Origin of the sequence: Pseudoblastomonas marina (assembly GCF_034374265.1) — a bacterium.
In the GTDB taxonomy this organism is placed as follows: Bacteria; Pseudomonadota; Alphaproteobacteria; order Sphingomonadales; family Sphingomonadaceae; genus Alteriqipengyuania_A; species Alteriqipengyuania_A marina.
In genome coordinates, this window is sequence record NZ_CP139718.1 from 2,547,555 (window position 1) to 2,570,371 (window position 22,817).

Genomic DNA, 22,817 nt, shown 5'->3' on the forward strand with positions numbered 1-22,817 from the left:
TGCCTCCTTTTCCCTTCAACGCGCGAACCGCGTTCGGGGTCCGGCGACGACGCGCGCTCAATCGCCCACGCGCTCGACCTGCGCGCCGACCAGCGCGAGCTTTTCCTCTAGCCGCTCGTAACCCCGATCGAGGTGATAAAGGCGGCGGACCTGCGTCTCGCCTTCGGCGGCGAGGCCAGCGATGACCAGGCTCATCGAAGCCCGAAGATCGGTCGCCATCACGTCGGCGCCCGACAGCTTGTCGACTCCGTGGACCACGGCGGTGCGGCCCGACACCTCGATATTGGCGCCCATCCGGGCCAGCTCGGGCACGTGCATGTAGCGGTTCTCGAAGATCGTCTCGGTCAGCACGCTGGTGCCCTTGGCGAGACACAGCATCGCCATCATCTGCGCCTGCATGTCTGTGGCGAGGCCGGGATAGGGCGCGGTGGTGAGGTTGACCGCATTGAGCGGCCTGTCGGCGCAGATGCGGATGCCCTTCTTTTCGTATTCGACCGTCACGCCGGCATTGCGCAGCGCATGGCTCGTCGCGTTCATGTCGTCGGCACGTGCGTTCTGCAGGAACACCTCGCCGCCGGTGATCGCAGCGGCGCAGGCGTAGGACCCGGCTTCGATCCGGTCGGGCATGACCGAATAGGTGCAGCCATTCAGGGTCTTCTGCCCGTGGATCACGAGGTCCGACGAGCCGATTCCCTCGATCTCGGCGCCCATCGCGACGAGCATGTTGCACAGGTCGACGATCTCGGGTTCGCGCGCGACATTGCCGAGCTTGCTGGTGCCGTTGGCGAGCGCCGCGGCCATGATCACGTTTTCGGTCGCGCCGACCGACACGATCGGGAAATCGTAGTCCCCGCCGGGAAGCCCGCCATCGGGGGCATGCGCCTTCACATAGCCCTGCGCGAGCTCGATCTCGGCCCCGATCGCCTTCAATGCCTCGAGGTGGAGGTCGATCGGGCGGTTGCCGATCGCGCAGCCGCCCGGAAGCGAGACGGTCGCTTCGCCCATCCGCGCAAGCATCGGGCCGAGCACCAGGATCGAGGCACGCATCTTGCGCACGAGGTCGTAGGGCGCGACGGTGTTGGTAATCCGCGTCGCCTCGAGCGTGACGACGCGGCCGAAATCTTCCGGTCGTCGCCCGGCGATCGAGTGCGCCACGCCGAATTGCGTCATCAGGTGCTGGAACCCGTCGATATCGGCGAGCCGCGGCAGGTTGCGCAGGGTGACCGGTTCCTCGGTCAGCAGCGCACAGGGGATCAGGGTGAGCGCGGCGTTCTTCGCGCCCGAGATGGGAATGGTTCCTTCGAGGCGCTTGCCGCCGGTAACGATCAGTTTGTCCATGGCGACGAGGCTTTAGCGGGAATCGTGCGCGCGGCAAGTTGTGCGTCGGACCGCCGGCTTTGGCGCAGGTGTCGTTTGCGCGTCATATTCCCGGTGCTATCGAGGCAGGCATGAGCAGTCTCAAGCCGATCAGGAAAGCCGTCTTCCCCGTAGCCGGGCTCGGCACCCGCTTCCTCCCTGCGACCAAGGCGATCCCGAAGGAATTGCTCCCGATCGTCGATCGACCGCTGATCCAGTATGCGGTCGACGAGGCGCGCGAGGCGGGGATCGAGCAGATGATTTTCGTCACCGGGCGCGGCAAGACTGCGATCGTCGAGCATTTCGACGTTGCCTACGAGCTCGAATCGACGATGGCCGCGCGCGGAAAGGACATGTCCGTGCTCGGCCCCACCCGCGCTACGCCGGGCGACATCATCACCGTACGCCAGCAAGTCCCGATGGGGCTGGGCCACGCGATCTGGTGCGCGCGCGCAATCGTCGGCGACGAGCCCTTCGCGATCTTCCTGCCCGACGAATTGCTGATTGCGCGCAACGGCGGGGCCGGTTGCATGAAGCAGATGGTCGATGCCTATGGCGAAGTCGGTGGCAACATCATCTCCGTGCTCGAAGTCCCTCGCGACGAGGTGTCCAGTTACGGCGTGATCGACCCGGGCGAACGGAACGGTGCACTGACCGAGGTCCGCGGACTGATCGAGAAGCCGCCGGTCGAAAAGGCGCCTTCGAACAGGATCCTGTCGGGCCGCTACATCCTCCAGCCCGAGGTCATGCGCACGCTCGAAAGGCAGGAAAAGGGCGCAGGCGGCGAGATCCAGCTGACCGACGCGATGGCGACGATGATCGGCAACCAGCCCTTCCATGCGCTCGAATTCGACGGCCGCCGGTTCGATTGCGGCAGCAAGCTCGGCTTCGTCGAGGCGACGCTCGCGCTCGCGCTCGAACGTGCGGATATGGGTGCCGATGTGCGCGCCATGGCGCAACGCCTGCTACGCGACTGACCGACGGGGAAACGGTCACCGCGATGGCGGGACTGTAACCGGGCGCAAGCGGCGTCCGAACCCGGCGGCGATGGCGGAGCGAAACGCATGAAGGCCGACGACGGCACCCTGCGCAGGTTGATGGTGGCGGCCCAGGCGGGCGACAAACGCGCCTATGCGGTCTTGCTCGAGGCATGCGGCGACTGGCTGCGGCGGTACTATGCGCAGAAGATCGCGGTCGAGGCGGTGGACGGGCTGGTGCAGGACGTGCTGCTGTCGATCCATCGCAAGCGGGCGAGCTACGATCCGGCGCGCGCCTTCCTGCCGTGGCTCGCTGCGATCGCGCGCTATCGCTGGATCGATCGCCTGCGCAAGGACTACCGCCACGCCGCCGACGAACTGCACGACGACACCGCCAGCGTCGCGGCAGAGGACGAGGCGGTTGCCGCCGCAGTCAGCCTCGAGCGACTGATGGCGCATCTCAGCGAAAAGCAGAACGACGCTATCCAGCTGGTCAAGATCGAGGGTCTCTCGATCCGTGAAGCGGCAATGCGGACCGGCCAGAGCGAAAGCGCGGTCAAGGTAAACATCCATCGCGGCGTGAAGAAAATGGCCGCCCTGATCGAAGAGTGATTGAGCATGCGTACCGTAATCGAAATCCTCGTAGACGATCTCGAGCCAGTCGATCCGCTGCGCCCGACGCGGCCCGCCACCACCATGGCGGCGCTGACCACGATTCTGGCGATCGGTACGGTGATGACGCTCGGTCTTCGCGACGACCTGGGGGCGGGAGAGCCGCGGGCGATCTTCCTGCTCCGATCGGGCGTCTTGGCGCTGATCGGCGCGGCGACCCTCGCCGCGGCGGTCTCGGCGGCGCGGCCCGGTGTCGGCAACCACCACGACGGATGGAAATGGGCGCTGGGCTTCGGTGCGATCTTCCCGCTCTCGATGGGTGTACTCGCGATCGTCGACGGGGGCATCTCGCGCGCCATCATCGAGGCACCGTCGGCGCGGATGTGCGTAGCCGTCGGCTTGCTGGGCGGCATGGTGCTCGGTGCGCCGCTCACCGCCTGGCTGCGCGGTGGAGCGGTGGTCGATGCCGAGCGCACCGGCTGGCTGGTGGGTTTTGCGAGCGGGGCCTTCGCGCTGCTGGCCTACAACATCCACTGCCCGAGCAGCACGGTCACCTATATCGGCCTGTGGTACAGTTCTGCGCTGGGCATGGCGGCGATCGCCGGGAGGCTCATCGTACCGCGATTCTTGCGCTGGTGATCAGCCGGAGGCCTGCGCGGCCTCGCGATATTCGTCGCGCAATAAGCGCTTGTAGAGCTTGCCGGTCGGCTCGCGCGGCAATTCTTCGCGGAAATCGATCCTCCGTGGCATCTTCACCCGGCTGAGCGCCTCGCCGAGGAAGTCGCAGAGCTCGTCGGCCAGCTCGTTGCCCGCGAGCGCCATGTCGACCGGCTGGACGACCGCGATCACCTGCTCGCCGAGATCGTCGTGCGGTTCTCCGATCACCGCGGCATCGGCGACCTTTTCATGGCTTACCAGCAGGTTCTCGACCTCCTGCGGGTAGATGTTCACGCCGCCCGAGATGATCATGAAACTCTTGCGATCGGTGAGGTAAAGGAAGCCGTCCTCGTCTTCCCATCCGACATCGCCGAGTGAAGTCCAGCCGTGCTTGTTGGCGGCCTCGGCAGTCTTGGCGGGGTCGTTGTGGTAGGAAAACGGCTTGCCGTCGGAAAAATAGACCTGTCCTTCGGTGCCGCGCGGCACCTCGTCGCCGTTCTCGTCGCAGATTCGGATCGTGCCGATCAGCGCCTTGCCGACCGAGCCCTTGCGCTCGAGCCAGTCGGCGGAATTGATGAAAGTGAACCCGTTGCCCTCGGTGCCTGCGTAATATTCGAACAGGACCGGCCCCCACCATTCGATCATCGCTTCCTTGACCGGGATCGGACAGGGCGCGGCCGCATGGATCGCGCATTTGAGGCTCGAGACATCGCATTTTGCGCGGGTCTCGGTCGGCAGCTTGAGCATGCGGACGAAATGGGTCGGCACGAATTGCGCATCGGTGACCTTGTGTTCCTCGATCAGGGCGAGCGCGCGCTCGGGGTCGAACTTCTCCATCACCACCACCGTGCCGCCGATCCGCTGCACGGTCATCGACCAGCGCAGCGGTGCCGCATGATAGAGCGGTGCAGGCGACAGGTAGACGCTGTCGGACTTGATCCCGAATGCCATGCTGGCAAGGCCGACCAGCGCATTGGGCGCGGTCAGTTCGGGCTCTTCGGGCAGCGGCAAGCGTACGCCCTTGGGCTGTCCTGTCGTTCCGGAGGAATAGAGCATGTCGGCCCCGGCGCGCTCGTCCGCGATCCGCTCTGGCGGCATTGCGGCCAGCGCAGCGGCAAGGTCACGCTCTCCCGTGCCGCGGACGCGCAATTGCGGCACCGCCTCGCATTCCTGCGCCACCGCATCGAACAGCTCGGACTGGGCCTCGGTGCAGAACAGCAGCTTCGCGCCGCTATCCTTGAGGATGTAGCAGATCTCGGTCGCGGTCAGCCGGTTCGAGATCGCCACCATCAGCCCGCCAGCGCGATTGATGCCCCAGGCGAGCGGGAAATACAGCGCATCGTTGTCGAGGCAGACGGCGACCGGATCCTCGATCCCGATGTCGCGCGAGCGCAGCAATTGCGCGACGCGGTTCGATTGCGCCTCGAGCTCGGCATAGGTCGTGACCTCGCCGGTGGCGGCCATGACGATCGCAGGCTTGTCCGGCTGGCTTTCGGCGTGAACCGATGGATGCATGTCTCTCTCCCTCTTGGGAGAGCTTAACCGCGCGATTAAACGGCGCAAGGAAAAGGAGGGGGGCAACAAAAAGGCGACGGGGTTGCCGTCGCCTCTTGTCGCTTCATCGAGGAAGCGGCTTTGTCGCGCCGAGCCTTACTCGGGGCCGCCCTGGCCGGTCAGGTGACCGTAACGCGCGGCGAAGGTTTCCTCGTCCATCGCGCCGGTCATGTAGGGCGAGGGATCGACGGGCGCGCCTGCGATGCGCACTTCGTAGTGCAGGTGCGGGCCGGTCGAATTGCCGGTCGAGCCGACATATCCGATGATCTGGCCCTTGGTGACGCGTTCGCCGGCCGAAACCGCCATCCGCGACATGTGGGCGTAGCGCGTTTCGAGCTTTCCGCCGTGATCGAGCTGGACGTAGAGGCCATAGCCGCCCCAGCGCTGCGCCTTCTCGACGACACCGTCGCCGGTGGCGCGGATCGGCGTACCGGTCGGCGCGGCGAGATCGACGCCGTTATGATTGCGGCGGCGCTTGAAGATCGGGTGATCGCGCATGCCGTAGCTCGAGGTCATGCGCATGTTTTCGAGCGGCATGGTCGAGGGAACCGAGATTTCCGCGCCGAAATCGCCCGCTTCCGCGTTGCGGCCGTCTTCTTCTGCCTGCCAGCGATCGAACAGTTCGGAGAATTTCTCCTCGTTCAGCTCGCTGTCGGTTTCGCTCGCTTCTTCGGCAGCTGCCGGCGTGGCACCTGCCAGCATGGCGCTTGCGAAGACGATGCCCATGAGGCGTTTGATCGCCGAGACCCGTACCATAAAATTACCCGTCCATTACCGGCGCCGGAGCACCGCTTGATCCAAGAAGCCGCTTCGCATTGTCCCCCGCGAAGGGCCCGAAACTTTCGCGATCGCCGTGTGGGAACCTTTCCCTGCGTCGCTGTTTGTATGGGTAACCGGGATGTTGCGCATGGCAAGCGACAGTTCCCGTTTTTACGTCAGACCGGTGATCTGTTGCGTTGAATCGTTTCAACGCACGATTTACCTTGTTTTACGATGGAATCTTGCGCGGTTTTCAAAAAATAGCCCGGCGTTTCAATCATTTGGCTGTCTCAACTCGGCGCAAAACCCCGAAATTTAGTTACCAAAAGGTAAAATTTGGCCGGTCTACGAGGCCTGAATCGTGACTCGCCGCTACAGGTTTCGTACCGCTTCGAGCACCTCTTCGGCGTGCCCCTTCACCTTTACCTTCGGCCAGACGCGGGCGACCGTGCCGTCGGGCGCGAGCAGGATCGTGGTCCGCACCATTCCCATGAAGGTACGCCCGTACATCTTCTTCTCGGCCCACACGCCGAGCTTGTCGGAGAGGCCGCCTTCCTGCGCGTCGGTGGCGAGAGGAACGGTGAGGTCGTGTTTGGCGATGAAGTTGCGGTGCTTCTGCGGTGAATCCTTGCTGATCCCGAGCAGCGCACAGCCGGCCTGATCGAAGTCGGCCTTCAGTGCGGAGAAATCCTTCGCCTCGGTGGTGCAGCCGGGGGTGTTGTCCTTGGGATAGAAGAACAACACGGCACTGCGCCCCTCGAAATCGGACGGGCGCACTTCGCCGCCTTCAGGGGTGGCCATGGCGATGTCGGGTAGCTTTTCGCCTTCGGTGATCGTCATAGGTCGAGCTCCAGATCCTGTTCGAAGGTGCGCGCCCAGGCCGCGGCGACGGTGCTGCGGGCTTCACCCAGCGCGGTTTCGAGTGCCCCCCATGACCCGACCCCGGCCGCTTTGGCAAGCGCTGCCCGCGCCGCCGGCGAAGGCGGCGTGGCCTCTGGGGCGAGCATCCGCGCGGCGATCAGCGTGCGCGCCATCAGTGCGTGGGCTTCGGCGAAGTTCCGATCGAGCGCGTCGCTTTCGACCAGCAGAGATATCGCCTGCCCCAACTCCGGGTCGAGCGCCGTGCCATCGCGCAACTGCAGGAAATGGACGACGAATTCGACATCGACCAGCCCCCCACGCACGAGCTTGAGGTCGAGTGACCCGGCGGGCGGCTTGTGGCGGGCCATCTCGTCACGCATGTTGAGGACGTCGCGACGCAACGCCGCGGGCTCGCGCTCGGTGCAAAGGACATCTCGGATCATTGCGTCGAGTCTGGCTCGCGCTTCCTGCGACCCGTAGACAGTGCGCGCCCGCAGCAGCGCCATGTGTTCCCACGTCCACGCTTCGTCGCGCTGGTAACGATCGAAGCGATCGAGGCTGACCGCCAGCGGCCCCTGCGTGCCCGACGGGCGCAGCCGTGTATCGACCTCGTACAGAGCCCCCGCGGATGTCGGCACGCTCAACGCCCCGGTAAAGCGCTGCGCGAGCCGATTGAAATAGAGCGAGGCCGAGAGCGGTCGTTCGCCGTCGCTCTCCGCTGTGTCCGGGCTTTCGTAGAGATAGACGATATCGAGATCGGACAGGTGGGTGAGCTCGCCGCCGCCGAGCCGGCCAAGCCCGAGCACCAGCATCTCGCTGTCCGGAAAGCGACCATGCTTGTGCGCGAATTCGGCTTCGGCAGCCTTGCCGAGCACCGCGAGCGCGGCTTCGGCGACCCGGGCGAGGGCGCGCCCGATCTCGCGCGGGTCGCGCGCGCCTTCGATCAGTTGCACGCCGAGCACGAAGCGCCATTCGCCGACCCGCTGACGGACGCGGTCGAGCAGGGCTTCGTAATTGTCGCCGACATCGATCCGCGCGAGATCGGCCACGATCTCCTGCACGCTGCCGGGTAATTCACTCGCGCCGGTATCGATCAGTGGGTCGAACAGCTCCGGGCGCCGCGCCAGCCGGTCGGCCAGCGTGGGCGCGAGCGACAGGATCGCCGCCAGCCGTTCGAGCAGCGCCGGGCGCGCCTCGAGCAGGCGGAACAGGTTGATGCCGGTCGGGAGGTGCGCGAGTACGGCCTCCCACCGCGCGAGCGCGCGATCAGGCTCGGGCGCATCGGCCAGCGCCTCGAGCAGCCGACCGCGAATCGCGTCGAAGGCCTGGCGTGCCGCTTCGGACCTCAACGCGCGGAATTTCGCTCCGGTCCAGCTTTCTACCCGACGCGCCACATCCGCCGGATCGGAGAATGACAGGTCGGCGACCTGCCGCGAAAGTGGCTTGGTCCCCGATCGATCGTCCGGTTCGCCCGAAAGCGTATCGAGCAATGAGTCGTAGCGCCGGGCGACATCGCCAGTCAGGTCGCTCAATTCGTCGAGCAGGGTTTCCGCGTCGTCCGATCCGTCGAGCGCGGCAATCCCGGCGATGGCCTCGGCGTCAGCGGGAATCGAGTGCGTCTGCTGGTCGCCCACCATCTGCAGGCGGTGTTCGATCACGCGCAGCCGGTCGTATGCCGCGCCTAGCCGGTCGGCGTCGTCGGCTTCGATCCGTCCGGCGCGGGCAAGCGAATCGAGCGCCTCGCGCGTGCCGCGGACGCGCAGCGCAGGCTCACGCCCGCCATGGATCAGCTGGTGGATCTGGACGAAAAACTCGATTTCGCGGATTCCGCCGCGCCCTTTCTTGAGGTCGAAGCCGGGGCCGACCGCATCGGGTCCTTCATTGCTGTCGCGAATCTTTGCCGACAGCCGGCCCATCTCGATGATCGCGCCGAAGTCGAGGCTCGATCTCCAGACGAAGGGGCGGATCGCGCGGAGGAATTCCTCGCCGCCGCGAATATCGCCCGCAGCCGGTCGCGCGCGGATGAAAGCGGCGCGCTCCCACGCCAGCGCCGAACTTTCGTAATGCGTCAGGGCGGCGGGCAGCGAGACGGCGAGCGGGCTCACCTCGGAGGCCGGGCGAAGCCGGAGGTCGACGCGGAAGGCGAACCCCTCGGGCGTGCGTTCGGACAGGAGCGAAACGATTTCGCGCGCATAACGCTGCGCGGCCTCGCCCGGTTCGTCGCGGTCGCGGCGGGCGAGCCGCTCGGGATCGTAGAGCAGGATCGGGTCGATGTCCGAACTGTAGTTGAGCTCGCGCGCGCCGTGCTTGCCCAGTGCCAGCGCGATGAAGCCATCGACCGCGGCCTCGTCGCCCGCGCGCCGGCGGATCGCGTGGCCGATCGCGCGATCGAGGGTGCGGTCGGCACAGTCGGACAATTCGGTGACCACGCGGTCGAGCGGGAAAGCGCCGGCGATGTCGCCGATCCCCAGCACCAGCGCCAGCGCATTGCGCTCGCGCCTGAGGGCCGTGCCGAGATCGGAAGCGCCCGCCCCGGCGGCGCGCGCCGCGAGCAGGGCCTCCTCGTACAGCCCGTCCTGCAACAGGCCGGCGAGCAGTTCGAATCGGTCGATCATCCGCGCGAGATAGGGCGCGTGTCGCCGGGCGCGTTCGATCGCCTCACCGGGTTCGACAGGGCTCGGCGTAGTGGCCATGGCGCGCGTGTGTAACGCGCTGGCGCTTGCGAGCAAGCACGCGCTCTGGCAATCGGGGGGCGAAAACAAATTCGAGAGGAACCTGCCATGATCCGCCGTATCATCGCTTGCAGTTGGGCCGCCGGCGCCGCGCTGGCGCTCGCCGCCTGCAGCTCGGGCTCGGACGATACGCCCCAGACCGCCGACGCAGCCGGGCTCGATATCCCGGAAGTCGAGGTCCCCGAAATCTCGCTCGAAACGATCCGCGAAGGGACCCGCACCCTGTCGTCGGACGAATTCGAGGGGCGCATGCCCGGCACGGTCGGCGAGGAAAAGACCCTCGCCTGGCTGGTCGAGAAGTTCGAGGCGGCCGGGCTCGAGCCGGGCAATGACGGAAGCTGGTTTCAGGACGTGCCGCTGGTCGAGATCACGGGAAGCAATTTCGCGCCGCTGACGGTCGAGGCTGGCGGCGAAACGATGGAATTCGCCTATCAGGATGATTGGGTCGGCGTTTCCTATCGCGAAACGCCGCGCACCCGGATCGAGGATAGCGAGCTCGTCTTCGTCGGCTACGGCATCGTCGCGCCGGAGAAGAACTGGAACGATTACGAAGGGATCGACATGACGGGCAAGACCGCGGTCATCCTCGTCAACGATCCCGATTTCGGCGTCGAAACGCTCGAAGGTCCGTTCAACGGCAAGGCGATGACCTATTACGGCCGCTGGACCTACAAATACGAGGAAGCCGCGCGCCAGGGTGCAACCGGCGCGATCATCATCCACGACACCGCGCCGGCATCCTATGGCTGGACCACGGTCAAGAACAGCTGGGCCGGCGGCCAAGGCTATGCAGAACGGGCCGACAAGGGCGCGAGCCAGACCGCGATGAACGGCTGGGTGCGCAAGGAAGTGGCCGAGCAGATCCTCCGCGCATCTGGCAAGGACCTGACCCAGATGACCGCTGCCGCGCGTCGGCAGGGCTTCCAGCCGGTGCCGCTGGGCACGACGATTTCGACCTCGTTCGACAATTCGGTGCGCAATTTCGCCTCGAAGAACGTGATCGGGGTCCTGCCGGGCAAGACCCGGCCCGACGAATACGTGCTCCACACCGCGCACTGGGACCATCTCGGCAAGTGTGCGCCGGGGCAGGAAGACGAAATCTGCAACGGCGCGATCGACAACGCCACAGGTACCGCGGCGCTGGTCGCGCTTGCCGAAGCGCACGGCAAGGCCGGCGCGGCCGACCGCAGCCTCGTCTTCCTCGCGGTGACCGCCGAGGAGCAGGGCCTGCTTGGCTCCGAATATTACGGCGCTAACCCGGTCTTCCCGCTCAACCAGACCGTCGGCGGGGTGAACATGGATGCGCTCTCGCTCGCCGGGCCGTCGAACGATGTGACCGTTGTCGGGCCGGGCAAGTCGCAGCTCGACGCCTTCCTCGAAGCGGCGCTGGAGGCCGGTGGTCGCACGGCGACACCCAACCCCTCGCCCGAGGCCGGCTATTACTATCGCTCGGACCACTTCAGCATGGCCAAGCGCGGCCTGCCGATGCTCTATGTCGATGGTGGGCAGGACTTGAAGGATGGCGGGGTCGAGGCCGGCCGCGCTTACGAGGATCGCTATCGTGAGACCGCCTACCACGATGTCGGCGACGAGTTCGACGAGACCTGGGATTGGTCGGGCGTGATGCAGGACCTGCGGCTGTTCTATCGTCTCGGCCGGATGCTGGCGATGTCGACCAGCTGGCCGAACTGGAACGAGGGCGACGAGTTTCGCCGCCTTCGGGACGAGGATTGCACCGGCGACGCGCCGTGCAATCCGGCTACCTGACGCCGCTTTCGTGACGCGTATCCTACCGCCCGAATGGGCGCCGCAGGACTGGCTGTGGATCGGCTTCCCGCATGACGAGGCCGAATGGCCCGGCGTGCTGGCGCGCGCACAGGAACAGATCGCGGCCTATGCCAACGCGGTCGCCGACAGCGGGCAGGAGGTCCGCCTGCTGGTGCGCGACGCCGCGAACGAGGCGCGGGCGAAATCGCTGGTGTCGGCCTCGGTCAAGCTCGAGCGGCGGCGCTACGGCGATATTTGGCTGCGCGATACCGGCCCGCTGACCGTGTTCGACGACGGTGAGCGCCGCGCGCTGCGCTTCGGTTTCAACGGCTGGGGCGGGAAATATTTGATGGACGGCGATGCCGAAATCGGTGCGGAGATCGCACAAGACGCGGGGTTGCCGGTGGAGCCGCACGACTGGATTCTCGAGGGCGGTGCGATCGACGTCGACGGCGCGGGCCGGCTGGTCACCACCGCGCAATGCGTGCCCAACGACAACCGCAATGACGATCTGTCGCAGGCCGAGGCAGCGACGCGGATGCGCGAGGCCTTCGGAGTCGACGAGGTGATCTGGCTCGGCGACGGGCTCGTCAACGACCACACCGACGGCCATGTCGACAATCTTGCGCGTTTCGTCGCGCCGAACGCGTTGGCCCTGCCCGTGCCGAGCGGCGCCGACGACCCGAATGCAAAGGTCTATGCCGATGCCCGCGCGCGGATCGGCGACACCACGTTGTCGCTGTTCGACGTGCCCTCGCCGGGCCGGGTGACGATGGGCGACGAGGTCGTGCCGGCGAGTTACATGAACTTCGCGATCGCCAATGCGCTGGTCGCGGTGCCGACCTACGGCTCGGTGCACGACGAAGAGGCGGTCGCGGCCATCGGCGAGCTGTTCCCGACCCGCGAGGCGATCGGACTGCCGGCCGACGCGGTGCTCGCGGGCGGCGGCTCGTTCCACTGCGCCTCGATGCAGATGCCCCAAAAGCCGGAGGTGGCGGCCGCTTAACCCATTCTTAGGGCCATGCTGCGACACTTCGCCGCATGGCCAAGGCTTTCGCAGCAACGCGCATGATCGCGACCGATCGGGCGGATTTGTTCCGCAAGGCGCTCGTGCTCGGTTGCGCTGTCGCGCTGATTCTCGCGGGCCAGCCGCTGCCCTACTAGCCGACCAGCTTCACTAGCGCGGCAATCGCCGCCGCGGCGAGCACCAATCCCACGAAGATGCGCCACGCGCGGTCGGTGACGTGGCCGTCCGCCTTGCGGCCGAGCCAGGTGCCGGCGAGTACCACCGGCAGCAGCATCGCGCCCAATAGCGCGAGCCGCCATTCCATCGCGCCGATCGCCACGCCCGAACCGATGCCGATCGCCGCAGCGCAGGTGAAGATCAGGATCATCGAGCTTTTCGCCACATGGCGCGGAATCGCGCGTCCGACATAGTACGGCACGACCGGCGGCCCGGGCATCCCTGCGAACCCGGTCAGGAGACCGGTCGCCACGCCGGTCAGCCCGGTGATCACGGGGCCGGGCTGTTCGGGCTCGCGCACCGGGAACAGGATCGCGAAGAACGCCGATAGCGCCACCAGCGCGATCAGCAGCCGGGCGAGGTCGGGCGGCGTCGCGGCGAGCAGCATCAGTCCCGGCAGCGTGGTGAGCAGCACGAGACCGATGATGGTCCAGACGCTCTTTTCCGCCTCGCGCAGCAGGCGCGGCAGCTCGATCCCGCCGATCAGCATCGCGACGACGTTGGTGGTCAGCACTGCCTCGACCGGAGTCAGCGCAAGCGCCAGCACCGGCACCAGCAGGATCGCCAGTCCGAAGCCCGCCAGCCCGCGGATGAACGCCGCGGAGAGCCCGGTCCCGAGTGCGACCGCGAGCTGGAGGGCGGTAAAACCTGCGAGAAGTTCCAAGCCCTAGGCCTGCTTGAGGTCGGGGGGCGTGGCTGCGTCGGTCAGCATGGCGATCGCCTCTTCGAGGGTCATCACCTTCTGTTGCTGTTCGCCCAGCGTGCGGACCGCGACGGTGCCTTCCTCGGCCTCGCGCTTGCCGACCACCAGCAAATGCGGGACCTTCGCCAGCGAGTGCTCGCGTACCTTGTAGTTGATCTTCTCGTTGCGCAGGTCGCTGTCGACGCGGATGCCGGCGGCTTCGAGCTTCGCCACCGCTTCCTTGGCGTAGTCGTCCGCGTCCGAGACGATCGTCGCGACAACCGCCTGGACCGGCGCGAGCCACGACGGGAGGCGACCGGCGAAATGCTCGATCAGGATGCCGATGAACCGCTCGTAGGACCCGAAGATCGCGCGGTGGAGCATGACCGGGCGATGCTTATCGCCGTCCTCGCCGACATAGGTCGCATCGAGGCGCTCGGGCAGCACGCGGTCGCCCTGGATCGTGCCCACCTGCCAGGTGCGGCCGATCGCATCGGTGAGGTGCCATTCGAGCTTGGGAGCGTAGAACGCGCCTTCGCCCGGGAGTTCCTCCCAGCCATACTCCTCGTTCGCCATTCCGGCTTCCTCGACCGCGTCGCGCAGTTCCTGTTCCGCCTTGTCCCAGTCGGCATCGGAACCGAGCCGCTTTTCGGGGCGCAGCGCGAGCTTGATCGCGTATTTGAACCCGAAATCGCGATAGACCGCGTCGGCGAGCTGGCAGAAGGCGCGCACTTCCTCGACCACCTGGTTCTCGGTGCAGAAGATATGCGCGTCGTCCTGCGTGAACTGGCGCACGCGCATCAGCCCGTGGAGCGCGCCGTGCGGCTCGTTGCGGTGGCAGCAGCCCATCTCGCCGAGCCGGATCGGCAGGTCGCGATAGGAGGTGATGCCCTGCTTGAAGACGAGAACGTGCGCCGGGCAGTTCATCGGCTTCAAGGCCATCCAGTCGGCGTCCTTGGAAACGAGGTCGCCCTCGTCCTCGGTGTTGGGCACCTCGTCGGGGATGACGAACATGTTCTCGCGATACTTGCCCCAGTGGCCCGATTGCTCCCACTGGCGCGCGTCCATCACCTGCGGGGTCTTGATCTCGCGATAGCCGGCGCCGTCCATCTTGCGTCGCATATAGCTCTCGAGCGCGCGCCAGATGCGATAACCCTTGGGATGCCAGAAAACCGAGCCGTGCGCCTCTTCCTGGAGGTGGAACAGGTCCATCTCGCGGCCCAGCTTGCGGTGGTCGCGCTTGGCCGCTTCCTCCATCCGGGTGAGGTAGGCATTGAGCTGCTTCTTGTTGAGCCAGCCGGTGCCGTAGATGCGGGTGAGCTGCGGGTTGCTCTGGTCGCCGCGCCAGTAGGCACCCGCCACTCGGGTCAGCTTGAAGGCCTTGGGATCGAGCTTGCCGGTGCTGGCGAGGTGCGGTCCGCGGCACATGTCGAGCCAGTCGTCGCCCGAATGGTAGACCGTCAATTCCTCGTCCTCGGGCAGTTCCCTGGCCCATTCGGCCTTGAAGACCTCGCCTTCGGCCTCCCACTTGTCGATCAGTTGCTGGCGGCTCCAGACCTCGCGCCGCAGCGGTTTGTCGGCGGCGATGATCTCGCGCATCTTCTCTTCGATCGCGGGCAGGTCGTCCATTCCGAACGGATCGCGGCTGTCCGGTGCCTTGACGTCGTAATAGAAGCCGTCGTCGGTCGCAGGACCGAAGGTGATCTGGGTGCCCGGCCACAGCGCCTGCACCGCCTCGGCGAGGACGTGGGCGTAATCGTGGCGGACGAGCTCGAGCGCCTCTTCCTCGTCGCGCGCGGTGATCAGCGCGAGCTCGGCATCGCCCTCGAACGGGCGGTTGAGATCGCGCACCTCGCCATCGACGCGCGCGGCGAGCGCGGCCTTGGCGAGCCCCGGCCCGATCGCGGCGGCGACGTCGGCAGGGGTGGAGCCCTCCTCCATCTCGCGCACCGATCCATCGGGCAGGCTGATCTTGAGCAGTTCGGTCATCTCTCTGGGCTTTCGTATCCGTATTCAGATGGGGCTATGCCTTGGGGCGAGACCCCTAGGCAAGTGGTGCGTCACCGCAAGCGTTTCTCACCAGCGCGAGGTCTTCGGCGATCATGCCCTTGCGTGATCCGGCGAGATTGCCCTCGACGTAATCCGCCAGCGCGCGCGCATCTTCGAGCGCATTGTGCGGGATATCGCTCGCCTCGGCGGTGTCGAAGCCGGGCAGGTGCAGGAGCAGGCAGGCATATTGGAACGGATCGTTGCGTCGCCCGTGATCGCGGAGCAGCATCATGTTGAAATGCGCCAGGTCCTCGGGCCAGTCGGCGATGAACACGTGCTGCCCGGGATCCTTGCGCAGGAATTTCTGCAGCTTCTTGACCACCTGCAGCCGCGCGACCGGCTCCTGCCCGAAATGCGGGACGACATGTTCCTTCACCCACGGCACCACCAGTTCGTGCGCGTGCAGCACTTCATAGAAACGCGCGCCGTCCTCGCGCACCAGCGCGATGCTCAGCAGCTGACCGCCGGTGCCGTTGAATTCGGTATCGATGTAATAGCGCATGATGCCTGTCCGCGCGCCGTACGGTGAAGTTACCGGTTTCGGGAAGCTGGCGCGCTGCCACCCGAAACCGGGTGGCGGGACCGGGGCTTACGCCGCGACCGACCCCCCCCGGTTGCCCGAGGTCGTGGTAGTCGTGGTCGTGATGGTCGCTTTGGCCATTCCAGCGGGATAGCGTCGGGGCGGATCGCGATCAAGCATCCAGCTTGCGCTGACCGATCGCGAGCGATTCGCGATGCGTCCCCGAAAGCGTCGTCGAGCGGCTGCGAATGCCCGACAGGAAGCGATACTCCGAAACGGCCCGGTCGGGCGTGAACTCGACCGCCATGTAACCGCGCCCCGAGGTGTCGGCCCAGCGCAACTGGTCGTTGCCCTCGACCAGCGAACGCGCGAGCCGCTGCGGGGCAACTTGCGAGAGATAGCCCTCGAAGCCGGGTGAGGTGACCGAGTGACCGGCGAATTCGACCCCCACGTTTTCGCCGTCGTGATCGAGGTCGAACGCCCAGGCATTGTGGCTGTCGCCCGCCAGCACCACGAGATCGGCATCGGCGGCGAGCACGCTTTCGAATAGGCGCGCGCGGGCGGCGGGGTAGCCGTCCCACGCATCCATGTTGAGCGGGATCCCCGCGCGGCTTGCGAGTGCGCCTTCGCGCACCCGGCGGCGGATATAGTCCGGCACCTCGTCGGTCAGCGCCTCGGCCAGCGCGACCGGGGTGGAAAGCGAACCCATCAGCACCTGCTGGACGAGCACCTGCCAGCGCGTCTTGCCCGCCTTTGAGGCGCGCAGCCCATCGGCCAGCCAGCGCTCCTGCCCGGTCCCGAGCATCTGCCGCGCGGGGTCGGCATAGTCGCCGTCGCGAAACCGTGCGAGGCTCGCCAGCGCCTCGTCGGGCGATTGCGATCCGACCAGCACCGCGCGCAGGCTCGGGGCCTCGTCGCGCCCGGTAAGCCGCGTCTCGAGCCGGAACAGCGTGGCGAGGTCGCCGATCTGGTAGGTCGCCCAGCGATCGTCCGATACCGGCATCCATTCGCGATAGGCGCGCATGGCCGCGCGCTTGCGCACCACCCACGTGCCCTCGGTGTCGGGCTGGTGGTTCTCCGCGCCGCCGCGCCAGGAATCGTTGGCGCTCTCGTGATCGTCCCATCCCGCGATCATCGGGTAAAGCTGGTGCAGCCGCTGGAGGTCCGGATCGCGGCGATAGGTCGCGTGGCGCAGCCGGTAGTCGGCAAGGGATATCGTCTCGTCGGCCGGGTCGAGGCCGCGTCCGGTGAGTGCCTGTTCGCGCGACGGATAGGTGCCCGCACCGTATTCGTAGAAATAGTCGCCGGTGTGAACGACGACGTCGAATTCGTCCGCCGCGGCGGCGTGGGCATAGGCGTTGAACCAGCCGAAGCCGATATTCGAGCAGGAAAACACCGCCATTCGCCAGCGCGTCGTCGGACCTTGCGGAAGGGTGCGCGTACGGCCGATCGGCGAGGTCGCGCCGTCGGGGGCGACGAAGCGGTAATAATACCAGCGATCGGGCGCGAGACCGTCGACCACCACCTTGCAACACCAGTCGCGCGTGGAGGCTGCGGTGACGCTCGCGCCGGCGACCGGACGGGTAAAGTCGATAGTTCCACTCAGTTCGACGGTCAGCCGCGTGTCCTGGGCACCGGCATACCGCGTCCATAAGAGAACGCGGTCGGGACCGGGCTCGCCGCTGGCGACGCCGTGGGTGAAGCTCTGGGCCGACTGCGCTGCGAGGGGGGCTGCCGAAGCAAGTCCCGCGCCGAGCAGTCCGCCCTTGAGCAGGGTGCGCCGGTCGAGCGGGGCTAGCGGGGTGGCGGCGGGCGGTTCGGCGGCGATCATCGTGGCTTCTCTCCTCGCGGTTCGCCTGCATCGCGCGAATGACGCCCCGATGACAAGGGGTCGTCTTCAGGGGACAAGCCTCCGCTCCAATTTGGAAAGGACGGTTGACATTGAGGGCGAATCATGACAAATACGCTTTACATCAAGATAAGGACCCTTGCCATGAAACAGATCCAACAAGCCCTCCTGCTCGCCGCGGCGATGATCGGGATCGCGCTGCTCTCGGTGGTCGACATCGTACCCGAGGAAATTGCCCAGTTCGCGCCCTTCGCGCTGCTCGCGCTGTTCCCGGGAGCATGGCTCGTCGGCAATCGCCGGAACTGCAACCCCTTCAAGCGGAGCAAGGCATGACCGCCGCCAACACCACGTCCCGCCTGCGCCATTCGGTTCCGCTCTGGGCCGCGATGACCTTCGCCAGCTTCGGCGGCGTCGCCGGCCTGGCTATGACCGGAGCCATCAACACGGCGACGACCATGATCCTGATGATCATTCCAGCCGCGCTGTTCTTCCAGATGATCCGGGTTGCCAACAACGCCGCGGTCGCCACCGCAAGCTGCGGTGGAAAGGGAGAGGCGCAGCGCGCATACATCAAGCGCGTGGCGATCTTCAGTTCGCTCTACCTCGTGGTATTCGCGATCCAGATCGCGGTGCTCAAGGCCGGCGATCCGCCGATGGCGCTGCGGGCGGCATTGAGCGTCTTGCCTGGACTGGCCGTGGTCGGGATCTTCTGGGCGATCGGTCGCCTGATCGTGGAGGAGCAGGACGAATTCCTGCGCATGCTGATCGTGCGCCAGGCCTTGATTGCGACCGGTTTCGCGCTGGGTGCGGCGACGATCTGGGGGTTTCTCGAAGTCGGTGGCGTGGTCCCGCATCTGGACGCCTATTGGGTCGCGGTCGTCTGGTTCTTCGGCCAGTTCATCGGTGCGGCGTCCAATCGCATCACCTATGGCAGCTGGGGCGCGTTGTGAAAAACCGGCTCAAGGTGCTGCGCGCCGAACGCAACTGGTCGCAGCAGGAACTGGCCGAGCGGCTTGCCGTCTCGCGCCAGTCGGTCAACGCGATCGAAACCGGGCGCTACGACCCGTCGCTTCCGCTCGCATTCAGGATAGCGCAAGTCTTCGAACTCCACATCGAGGATATCTTCGCGCCGGAAGAAGAGGGAGAAGGGCGATGAAGAAGATGACCAACGCCATCATGCTCGCGGCAACGCTGCTGCTGGTTGCTTCTTGCTCTGCGCCCGGCGTCTGCGACGATGCGCAGGATCGACTGACCCTGCCCGTCCTGATGTAGGACTGTCCCCGCCCGGCCGGACAAGCCCGGTTGATCCGGATACGATTTTCGCGACAACTCATTCCTCCTAAAGGGGGAATCGATGGACGAACAGGATGCGGGCGGGCACTCCGCTTTCCGCTTTCACGGCACTTGGCGCGAATTCGCCGCGATTGCCTTTCCGAACCTGCTGCTGACGATCGTAACGCTGGGAGTGTATCGCTTCTGGGCCAAGACGCGCGAGCGCAAATATCTCTGGGGTCGAACCCAGTTCATCGACGAGCGGCTCGAATGGACCGGCACGGGGCTCGAGCTGTTCTTCGGCTTCTTGCTGGTTTTGGTGTTGTTCTTCGGCCCGTATTTCTTCGTCAGTCTGGTGCTCAACCGGTTGGTCTTCGACAATCAACCGGGGCTCGCCGGAGCGCTGCTGCTGGGCGTGTTCGTCCTGACCTTCTACCTCGGCGGCGTCGCGCTGTTCCGTGCCTTGCGCTATCGCATGGGGCGGACCTACTGGCACGGCATCCGTGGCGGCAGCGACGATCGCGGCTGGTCCTATGGCTGGTCCTATGTTTGGAAATGGGCGGTCGGGTACCTCGTTCTCGGACTGCTTGTGCCCTGGGCGATGATCCAGCTCTGGAACGAGCGCTGGAACCAGATGAGCTTCGGCCCCTTTCGCTTCCGTGCCGAGGGCGATGCGGGCGATTTGATGAAGCGCTATTTGCTGTTCTACGCGGCGCCCTTCGTCTTTTTCGCCGCCGCGCTGGTGTTCGGCATCCTGATGGCGGCATCGGGCATCGCGGAGGGCGATTCGGATGTCGTGACTGCCGGCGCGGTAATCGGCTTCGTGTTGTTCTTTCTCGGCTTCTATGCGCTGATCGGCTTCATCGCCTTGTTCTATTACGCAAAATATTTCCGTGTCGCGATTTCCGGCCTGAGCCTCGAAAACCTCGATTTCCGCTTCGATGCGAGCACCCAGGACTGGTTCAAGCTGTTTCTGGTCGACATCCTGCTCGTCGTCGGCACGCTGGGGATAGGATGGATCTTCCTCACCTACCGCCACTGGAAATTCTTCGTCACCCACATGGAAGCCTATGGCGAGATCGATCTCGACCGGCTGACCCAGTCGGACACGCAGCGTTCCAAGCATGGCGAAGGCCTGCTCGATGCGTTCGACATGGGGGCGTTCTAGGCCGTGTCGCGCTTCCCGGCCTGGCATTACGACGGCTCCAGCGCGGTCCGGCGCTACGTCCTGATCGAACCGTTCGGGCCCGAATTCCGCGTGATCGAGGACGAGGCGGTCATCGGCGAATACAAGTTCGCCGATCTCACCTTCAATGACGACCAGGGCGAATACCTGACCTATCGCCATGCCGATATCGACGGCTGGCGGCTGGGCGTGAGCAATCCGCTCGCGCCGGAACTCGAAGGGCGGCTGCCCGCGCAGGTCCGTTATGGCGGCTTCATCGACCGGATCGGGCTGGCCAGGGCGGCGGTGATCCTTGCAGGGATCAGCGCCATCGCGGCGACCGTCTTCTTGACCGCACCGACCTGGATCGCCCCGCTCGTGCCGCAGAGCACCGAGGCGAGGATCGGCGAATTGCTGTTCGACGATTTCGGCGGGCGGGTGTGCTCGACGGCGGATGGCGACGCGGCGCTGGCGAAGCTCGTCGAAAAGCTCGACGGCACGGACGAGAACCTGCGCGTCGAAGTGGTCAACATGAACATGGTCAACGCGGTGGCGCTGCCCGGCGGGCGCGTCCTGCTGTTCGACGGCCTGCTCGCCGAGGCGGAATCGCCCGAGGAAGCCGCCGCCGTGCTCGGCCACGAGATCGGCCATGTGCGCAAACGCCACGTGATGCAATCGCTCCTGCGCCAGATGGGTCTTTCGGTGCTGCTCGGCGGAATGGACGGCGCTGGGGGATCGACCGTGTCAGGGCTGCTCTCGCTCAGCTATTCGCGCGATGCCGAACGCGAGGCCGACACCTACAGCATCGCACGGATGCAGGGCGCACGTATCTCGCCCGAGGGTGGAGCGGCCCTGTTCGATCGACTCGCGGGCGAAGGCGGTCCCGAAGGCTCGGCGCGGACGATGATCGGCTACATTTCGAGCCACCCGCATTCGGACGAGCGCGCCGATGCGTTTCGCGAGGCAGCCGAGGGTGGCGATTACGACCCGGCGCTCAGCGATACCGAGTGGCGCGCGCTGCAGGACATGTGCGCGGAGGATCCCGACGTCGCGGAAAGCGCGTCGATCATCAGCCTTCCCGTCGACGAAGCTCGCAAAGGGCGCGACGACGAAGCAGAAGAATCGGTTGCTTCGCCCGTGCCGGTTCGCGACCAACGCGCGCGATGACCGACCCCCTTTTCCTCGACCTGTGCGATGGCCGCCGGATCGCTTATCGGCTCGCTGACGGGCAGGGGCCGCTGCTGGTGTTCCTGCCGGGCTACCTTTCGGACATGGAGGGCAGCAAGGCGACCGCACTCTTCGACTGGGCGTCGCGCAATGGCCGCGCCTGCCTCCTGCTCGATTATTCGGGCTGCGGTTCGAGCTCGGGCGAATTCGCGGAAGGCTCGCTGAGCCGCTGGCGCGACGAAGTGGTGGCACTGGTCGGGTATGTCGGCGGCAGCGAAGGCGATGACCGCGCAGTGCTGGTCGGCTCTTCGATGGGCGGCTGGCTGATGCTGCTCGCGGCACGCGCGCTGGGCGATCGTTGCGCCGGGCTGGTCGGGATCGCGGCAGCGCCAGACTTTACCGACTGGGGCTACGATGCGCACCAGAAGCGCAAACTAGCCGACGGCGAAACGATCCACGAGGACAACGATTACGGCTACCCGCCCACGCCCACCCATCCCGGTTTCTGGGCCGACGGGCAGGCCAATCGCCAGCTCGAGGGCGCGATCCCGCTGACCTGCCCGGTGGTGCTGCTCCACGGACAGCGCGACAACGAGGTGCCGTGGGAGGTCTCGCTGCGACTGGCCGACAAGCTCGGTTCAGACGATGTGCAGGTCCTGCTGGTCAAGGATGCCGATCACCGCATGTCGCGCGATATCGATGTCGCGCGGTTGCTCGATACGATCGCTTCCTTTCTAGACCGCCTGAAAGACCACGCGTGATAGCCACCGCTTTCCTCGCCACCGCATTGCAATCGGCCAGCCTGCCGATCGCGCAGGACCCGCGCCTGGCAGAATGCCTCGCACAGGCGCGCCGCGATCCGACCACCGCGATCGCCAATGGCGGCAGCTGGCTGGGCGAAACCTCGGGTTCGGGGAGCGCAGCGCCCCAGACCTGCCTCGGGATCGCCTATACCAGCCTGTTGCGCTGGCAGGCAGCGAGCGATGCCTTCCTCGCCGCGCGCGATGCGACGCCCGAAACCGACCGCGCCGGACGCGCGCGACTCGGGGCGATGGCAGGCAATGCGCTGCTCGCCGTGCCCGCTCCGCTCGAAGCGTTGCCGACCCTGCGCATGGCACGAGACGACGCCCGCGCGGCCGGTGAAACCGAGCTCGCCGGCGAAACCGCGGTCGATCTCGCGCGTGCCTTCGTTGCGCTCGAGCAAGTCGAAGATGCCGAGGCGGCGCTCGCCGATGCGCGCGCGGATGCGCCGCAATTCGCGCTCGGCTGGCTGCTTTCTGCCACACTCGCACGGCGGACCGGCGACCTCGCAAGCGCGCAGGGCTTCATCGAAACCGCCATCGGCCTCGCGCCCGAAGACCTTGAAGCGGGGCTCGAGGCAGGCGTTATCGCCGCGCTCGACGGGCGCGAGGATGCGGCGCGGGCTAGCTTCGAGTCGGTTGTCGCGCTGGCGCCCGATTCCAAACAGGCCGACCGCGCCCGGGCCTATCTCGCGCAGCTTGCCGAGTGAGCGCACATCGCGCTCCGTTCCGTAGCGGAAACCGCTTCGTCCCGGACGCCACTACAAGCCCTTGCGATAGTTCGGAGCGAAGCGC

22 protein-coding genes are annotated in these 22,817 nt (G+C 66.2%); 13 read left to right on the plus strand and 9 right to left on the minus strand.

Annotated elements, in window-relative coordinates:
* Positions 1–57: 57 nt before the first annotated feature.
* Positions 58–1,338 (minus strand): UDP-N-acetylglucosamine 1-carboxyvinyltransferase, encoded by a 1,281-nt coding sequence (gene murA / locus T8S45_RS12745; protein ID WP_322293994.1) that lies wholly within the window; start codon positions 1,336–1,338, stop codon positions 58–60.
* Positions 1,339–1,448: 110 nt separating this feature from the next.
* Between murA and T8S45_RS12750 the strand changes: the two genes are divergently transcribed.
* The 3 genes from T8S45_RS12750 (at position 1,449) to T8S45_RS12760 (ending at position 3,584) form a co-directional block, all read left to right on the plus strand.
* Entirely contained in the window at positions 1,449–2,333 is an 885-nt protein-coding gene (locus T8S45_RS12750; RefSeq protein WP_322293995.1) for a UTP--glucose-1-phosphate uridylyltransferase, read from the plus strand.
* A gap of 87 nt (positions 2,334–2,420) precedes the next feature.
* Positions 2,421–2,945, plus strand: coding sequence for a sigma-70 family RNA polymerase sigma factor (locus T8S45_RS12755; RefSeq protein WP_322293996.1), 525 nt, complete (start codon positions 2,421–2,423; stop codon positions 2,943–2,945).
* 6 nt (positions 2,946–2,951) lie between these two features.
* On the plus strand, positions 2,952–3,584 hold the full coding sequence (locus tag T8S45_RS12760; protein WP_322293997.1) for an NrsF family protein: 633 nt from the start codon (positions 2,952–2,954) through the stop codon (positions 3,582–3,584).
* Here T8S45_RS12760 and T8S45_RS12765 read toward each other — a convergent pair whose 3' ends face one another.
* The 4 genes from T8S45_RS12765 to T8S45_RS12780 all read right to left on the minus strand — a co-directional run bounded on the left by T8S45_RS12765 (position 3,585) and on the right by T8S45_RS12780 (position 9,469).
* The gene (locus T8S45_RS12765) at positions 3,585–5,117 is read right to left on the minus strand and encodes an acyl-CoA synthetase (protein ID WP_322293998.1); all 1,533 of its coding nucleotides are present in this window, start codon (positions 5,115–5,117) and stop codon (positions 3,585–3,587) included. It abuts the gene before it with no gap.
* 135 nt (positions 5,118–5,252) lie between these two features.
* The gene (locus tag T8S45_RS12770) at positions 5,253–5,912 is read right to left on the minus strand and encodes a M23 family metallopeptidase (RefSeq protein WP_229658016.1); all 660 of its coding nucleotides are present in this window, start codon (positions 5,910–5,912) and stop codon (positions 5,253–5,255) included.
* A 375-nt stretch (positions 5,913–6,287) separates the two neighbouring features.
* A complete protein-coding gene (locus T8S45_RS12775) occupies positions 6,288–6,755 on the minus strand; it encodes a peroxiredoxin (RefSeq protein ID WP_322293999.1) in 468 nt (155 codons plus the stop codon).
* The gene (locus T8S45_RS12780; protein WP_322294000.1) at positions 6,752–9,469 is read right to left on the minus strand and encodes a bifunctional [glutamine synthetase] adenylyltransferase/[glutamine synthetase]-adenylyl-L-tyrosine phosphorylase; all 2,718 of its coding nucleotides are present in this window, start codon (positions 9,467–9,469) and stop codon (positions 6,752–6,754) included. The genes T8S45_RS12775 and T8S45_RS12780 overlap by 4 nt, the downstream gene beginning before the upstream one ends.
* Before the next feature lie 87 nt (positions 9,470–9,556).
* On the opposite strand from T8S45_RS12780, the gene T8S45_RS12785 reads away from it, so the two are divergent.
* The 3 genes from T8S45_RS12785 to T8S45_RS12795 are packed head-to-tail and all read left to right on the plus strand — an operon-like array spanning position 9,557 to position 12,439.
* Positions 9,557–11,275 carry a M28 family metallopeptidase gene (locus tag T8S45_RS12785; protein WP_322294001.1) on the plus strand — a complete coding sequence of 573 codons (1,719 nt, stop codon included), beginning with the start codon at positions 9,557–9,559 and terminating at the stop codon, positions 11,273–11,275.
* A gap of 10 nt (positions 11,276–11,285) precedes the next feature.
* A complete protein-coding gene (locus T8S45_RS12790; RefSeq protein WP_322294002.1) occupies positions 11,286–12,281 on the plus strand; it encodes an agmatine deiminase family protein in 996 nt (331 codons plus the stop codon).
* Between the two features lie 35 nt (positions 12,282–12,316).
* On the plus strand, positions 12,317–12,439 hold the full coding sequence (locus T8S45_RS12795; RefSeq protein ID WP_268235607.1) for a hypothetical protein: 123 nt from the start codon (positions 12,317–12,319) through the stop codon (positions 12,437–12,439).
* Here T8S45_RS12795 and T8S45_RS12800 read toward each other — a convergent pair.
* From T8S45_RS12800 to T8S45_RS12815, 4 genes are all read right to left on the minus strand, one after another.
* Positions 12,436–13,182 (minus strand): TSUP family transporter, encoded by a 747-nt coding sequence (locus tag T8S45_RS12800; RefSeq protein WP_322294003.1) that lies wholly within the window; start codon positions 13,180–13,182, stop codon positions 12,436–12,438. The genes T8S45_RS12795 and T8S45_RS12800 overlap by 4 nt on opposite strands.
* Positions 13,183–13,185: 3 nt before the next feature.
* On the minus strand, positions 13,186–15,189 hold the full coding sequence (thrS, locus tag T8S45_RS12805; RefSeq protein WP_322294004.1) for a threonine--tRNA ligase: 2,004 nt from the start codon (positions 15,187–15,189) through the stop codon (positions 13,186–13,188).
* A 55-nt stretch (positions 15,190–15,244) separates the two neighbouring features.
* Positions 15,245–15,751 (minus strand): 3'-5' exoribonuclease, encoded by a 507-nt coding sequence (locus T8S45_RS12810; RefSeq protein WP_322294005.1) that lies wholly within the window; start codon positions 15,749–15,751, stop codon positions 15,245–15,247.
* Positions 15,752–15,941: 190 nt separating this feature from the next.
* The gene (locus T8S45_RS12815) at positions 15,942–17,600 is read right to left on the minus strand and encodes an alkaline phosphatase D family protein (RefSeq protein ID WP_322294006.1); all 1,659 of its coding nucleotides are present in this window, start codon (positions 17,598–17,600) and stop codon (positions 15,942–15,944) included.
* A gap of 162 nt (positions 17,601–17,762) precedes the next feature.
* Here T8S45_RS12815 and T8S45_RS12820 point away from each other — a divergent pair, with 162 nt between their 5' ends.
* From T8S45_RS12820 to T8S45_RS12850, 7 genes are all read left to right on the plus strand, one after another.
* Positions 17,763–17,951, plus strand: coding sequence for a hypothetical protein (locus T8S45_RS12820; protein ID WP_188640840.1), 189 nt, complete (start codon positions 17,763–17,765; stop codon positions 17,949–17,951).
* The gene (locus tag T8S45_RS12825; protein WP_322294007.1) at positions 17,948–18,568 is read left to right on the plus strand and encodes a hypothetical protein; all 621 of its coding nucleotides are present in this window, start codon (positions 17,948–17,950) and stop codon (positions 18,566–18,568) included. The genes T8S45_RS12820 and T8S45_RS12825 overlap by 4 nt, the downstream gene beginning before the upstream one ends.
* A complete protein-coding gene (locus T8S45_RS12830) occupies positions 18,565–18,774 on the plus strand; it encodes a helix-turn-helix transcriptional regulator (protein ID WP_322294008.1) in 210 nt (69 codons plus the stop codon). The genes T8S45_RS12825 and T8S45_RS12830 overlap by 4 nt, the downstream gene beginning before the upstream one ends.
* A 198-nt stretch (positions 18,775–18,972) precedes the next feature.
* Positions 18,973–20,058: a YjgN family protein gene (locus tag T8S45_RS12835; protein WP_322294009.1), complete on the plus strand. Its 1,086-nt coding sequence runs from the start codon at positions 18,973–18,975 to the stop codon at positions 20,056–20,058.
* Positions 20,059–20,061: 3 nt separating this feature from the next.
* A complete protein-coding gene (locus tag T8S45_RS12840) occupies positions 20,062–21,222 on the plus strand; it encodes a M48 family metallopeptidase (protein WP_322294010.1) in 1,161 nt (386 codons plus the stop codon).
* Positions 21,219–21,983, plus strand: a complete 765-nt coding sequence (locus tag T8S45_RS12845) for an alpha/beta hydrolase (protein ID WP_322294011.1) — start codon at positions 21,219–21,221, stop codon at positions 21,981–21,983. Before T8S45_RS12840 ends, T8S45_RS12845 begins: the two co-directional genes overlap by 4 nt.
* Complete coding sequence (locus T8S45_RS12850) at positions 21,980–22,732, plus strand: tetratricopeptide repeat protein (RefSeq protein WP_322294012.1); 753 nt, start codon at positions 21,980–21,982, stop codon at positions 22,730–22,732. Before T8S45_RS12845 ends, T8S45_RS12850 begins: the two co-directional genes overlap by 4 nt.
* Positions 22,733–22,817: the final 85 nt, after the last annotated feature.

Excerpts from the sequence above, each read along its gene's own strand:
- T8S45_RS12770 (WP_229658016.1), bottom strand. The coding sequence starts at position 5,912 with ATGGTACGGGTCTCGGCGATCAAACGCCTCATGGGCATCGTCTTCGCA.
- T8S45_RS12835 (WP_322294009.1), top strand. The coding sequence starts at position 18,973 with ATGGACGAACAGGATGCGGGCGGGCACTCCGCTTTCCGCTTTCACGGC.
- T8S45_RS12780 (WP_322294000.1), bottom strand. The coding sequence starts at position 9,469 with ATGGCCACTACGCCGAGCCCTGTCGAACCCGGTGAGGCGATCGAACGC.
- T8S45_RS12815 (WP_322294006.1), bottom strand. The coding sequence starts at position 17,600 with ATGATCGCCGCCGAACCGCCCGCCGCCACCCCGCTAGCCCCGCTCGAC.
- T8S45_RS12765 (WP_322293998.1), bottom strand. The coding sequence starts at position 5,117 with ATGCATCCATCGGTTCACGCCGAAAGCCAGCCGGACAAGCCTGCGATC.
- T8S45_RS12825 (WP_322294007.1), top strand. The coding sequence starts at position 17,948 with ATGACCGCCGCCAACACCACGTCCCGCCTGCGCCATTCGGTTCCGCTC.
- thrS (WP_322294004.1), bottom strand. The coding sequence starts at position 15,189 with ATGACCGAACTGCTCAAGATCAGCCTGCCCGATGGATCGGTGCGCGAG.
- T8S45_RS12820 (WP_188640840.1), top strand. The coding sequence starts at position 17,763 with ATGAAACAGATCCAACAAGCCCTCCTGCTCGCCGCGGCGATGATCGGG.
- T8S45_RS12795 (WP_268235607.1), top strand. The coding sequence starts at position 12,317 with ATGGCCAAGGCTTTCGCAGCAACGCGCATGATCGCGACCGATCGGGCG.
- T8S45_RS12775 (WP_322293999.1), bottom strand. The coding sequence starts at position 6,755 with ATGACGATCACCGAAGGCGAAAAGCTACCCGACATCGCCATGGCCACC.
- murA (WP_322293994.1), bottom strand. The coding sequence starts at position 1,338 with ATGGACAAACTGATCGTTACCGGCGGCAAGCGCCTCGAAGGAACCATT.
- T8S45_RS12750 (WP_322293995.1), top strand. The coding sequence starts at position 1,449 with ATGAGCAGTCTCAAGCCGATCAGGAAAGCCGTCTTCCCCGTAGCCGGG.
- T8S45_RS12755 (WP_322293996.1), top strand. The coding sequence starts at position 2,421 with ATGAAGGCCGACGACGGCACCCTGCGCAGGTTGATGGTGGCGGCCCAG.
- T8S45_RS12810 (WP_322294005.1), bottom strand. The coding sequence starts at position 15,751 with ATGCGCTATTACATCGATACCGAATTCAACGGCACCGGCGGTCAGCTG.
- T8S45_RS12845 (WP_322294011.1), top strand. The coding sequence starts at position 21,219 with ATGACCGACCCCCTTTTCCTCGACCTGTGCGATGGCCGCCGGATCGCT.
- T8S45_RS12785 (WP_322294001.1), top strand. The coding sequence starts at position 9,557 with ATGATCCGCCGTATCATCGCTTGCAGTTGGGCCGCCGGCGCCGCGCTG.
- T8S45_RS12760 (WP_322293997.1), top strand. The coding sequence starts at position 2,952 with ATGCGTACCGTAATCGAAATCCTCGTAGACGATCTCGAGCCAGTCGAT.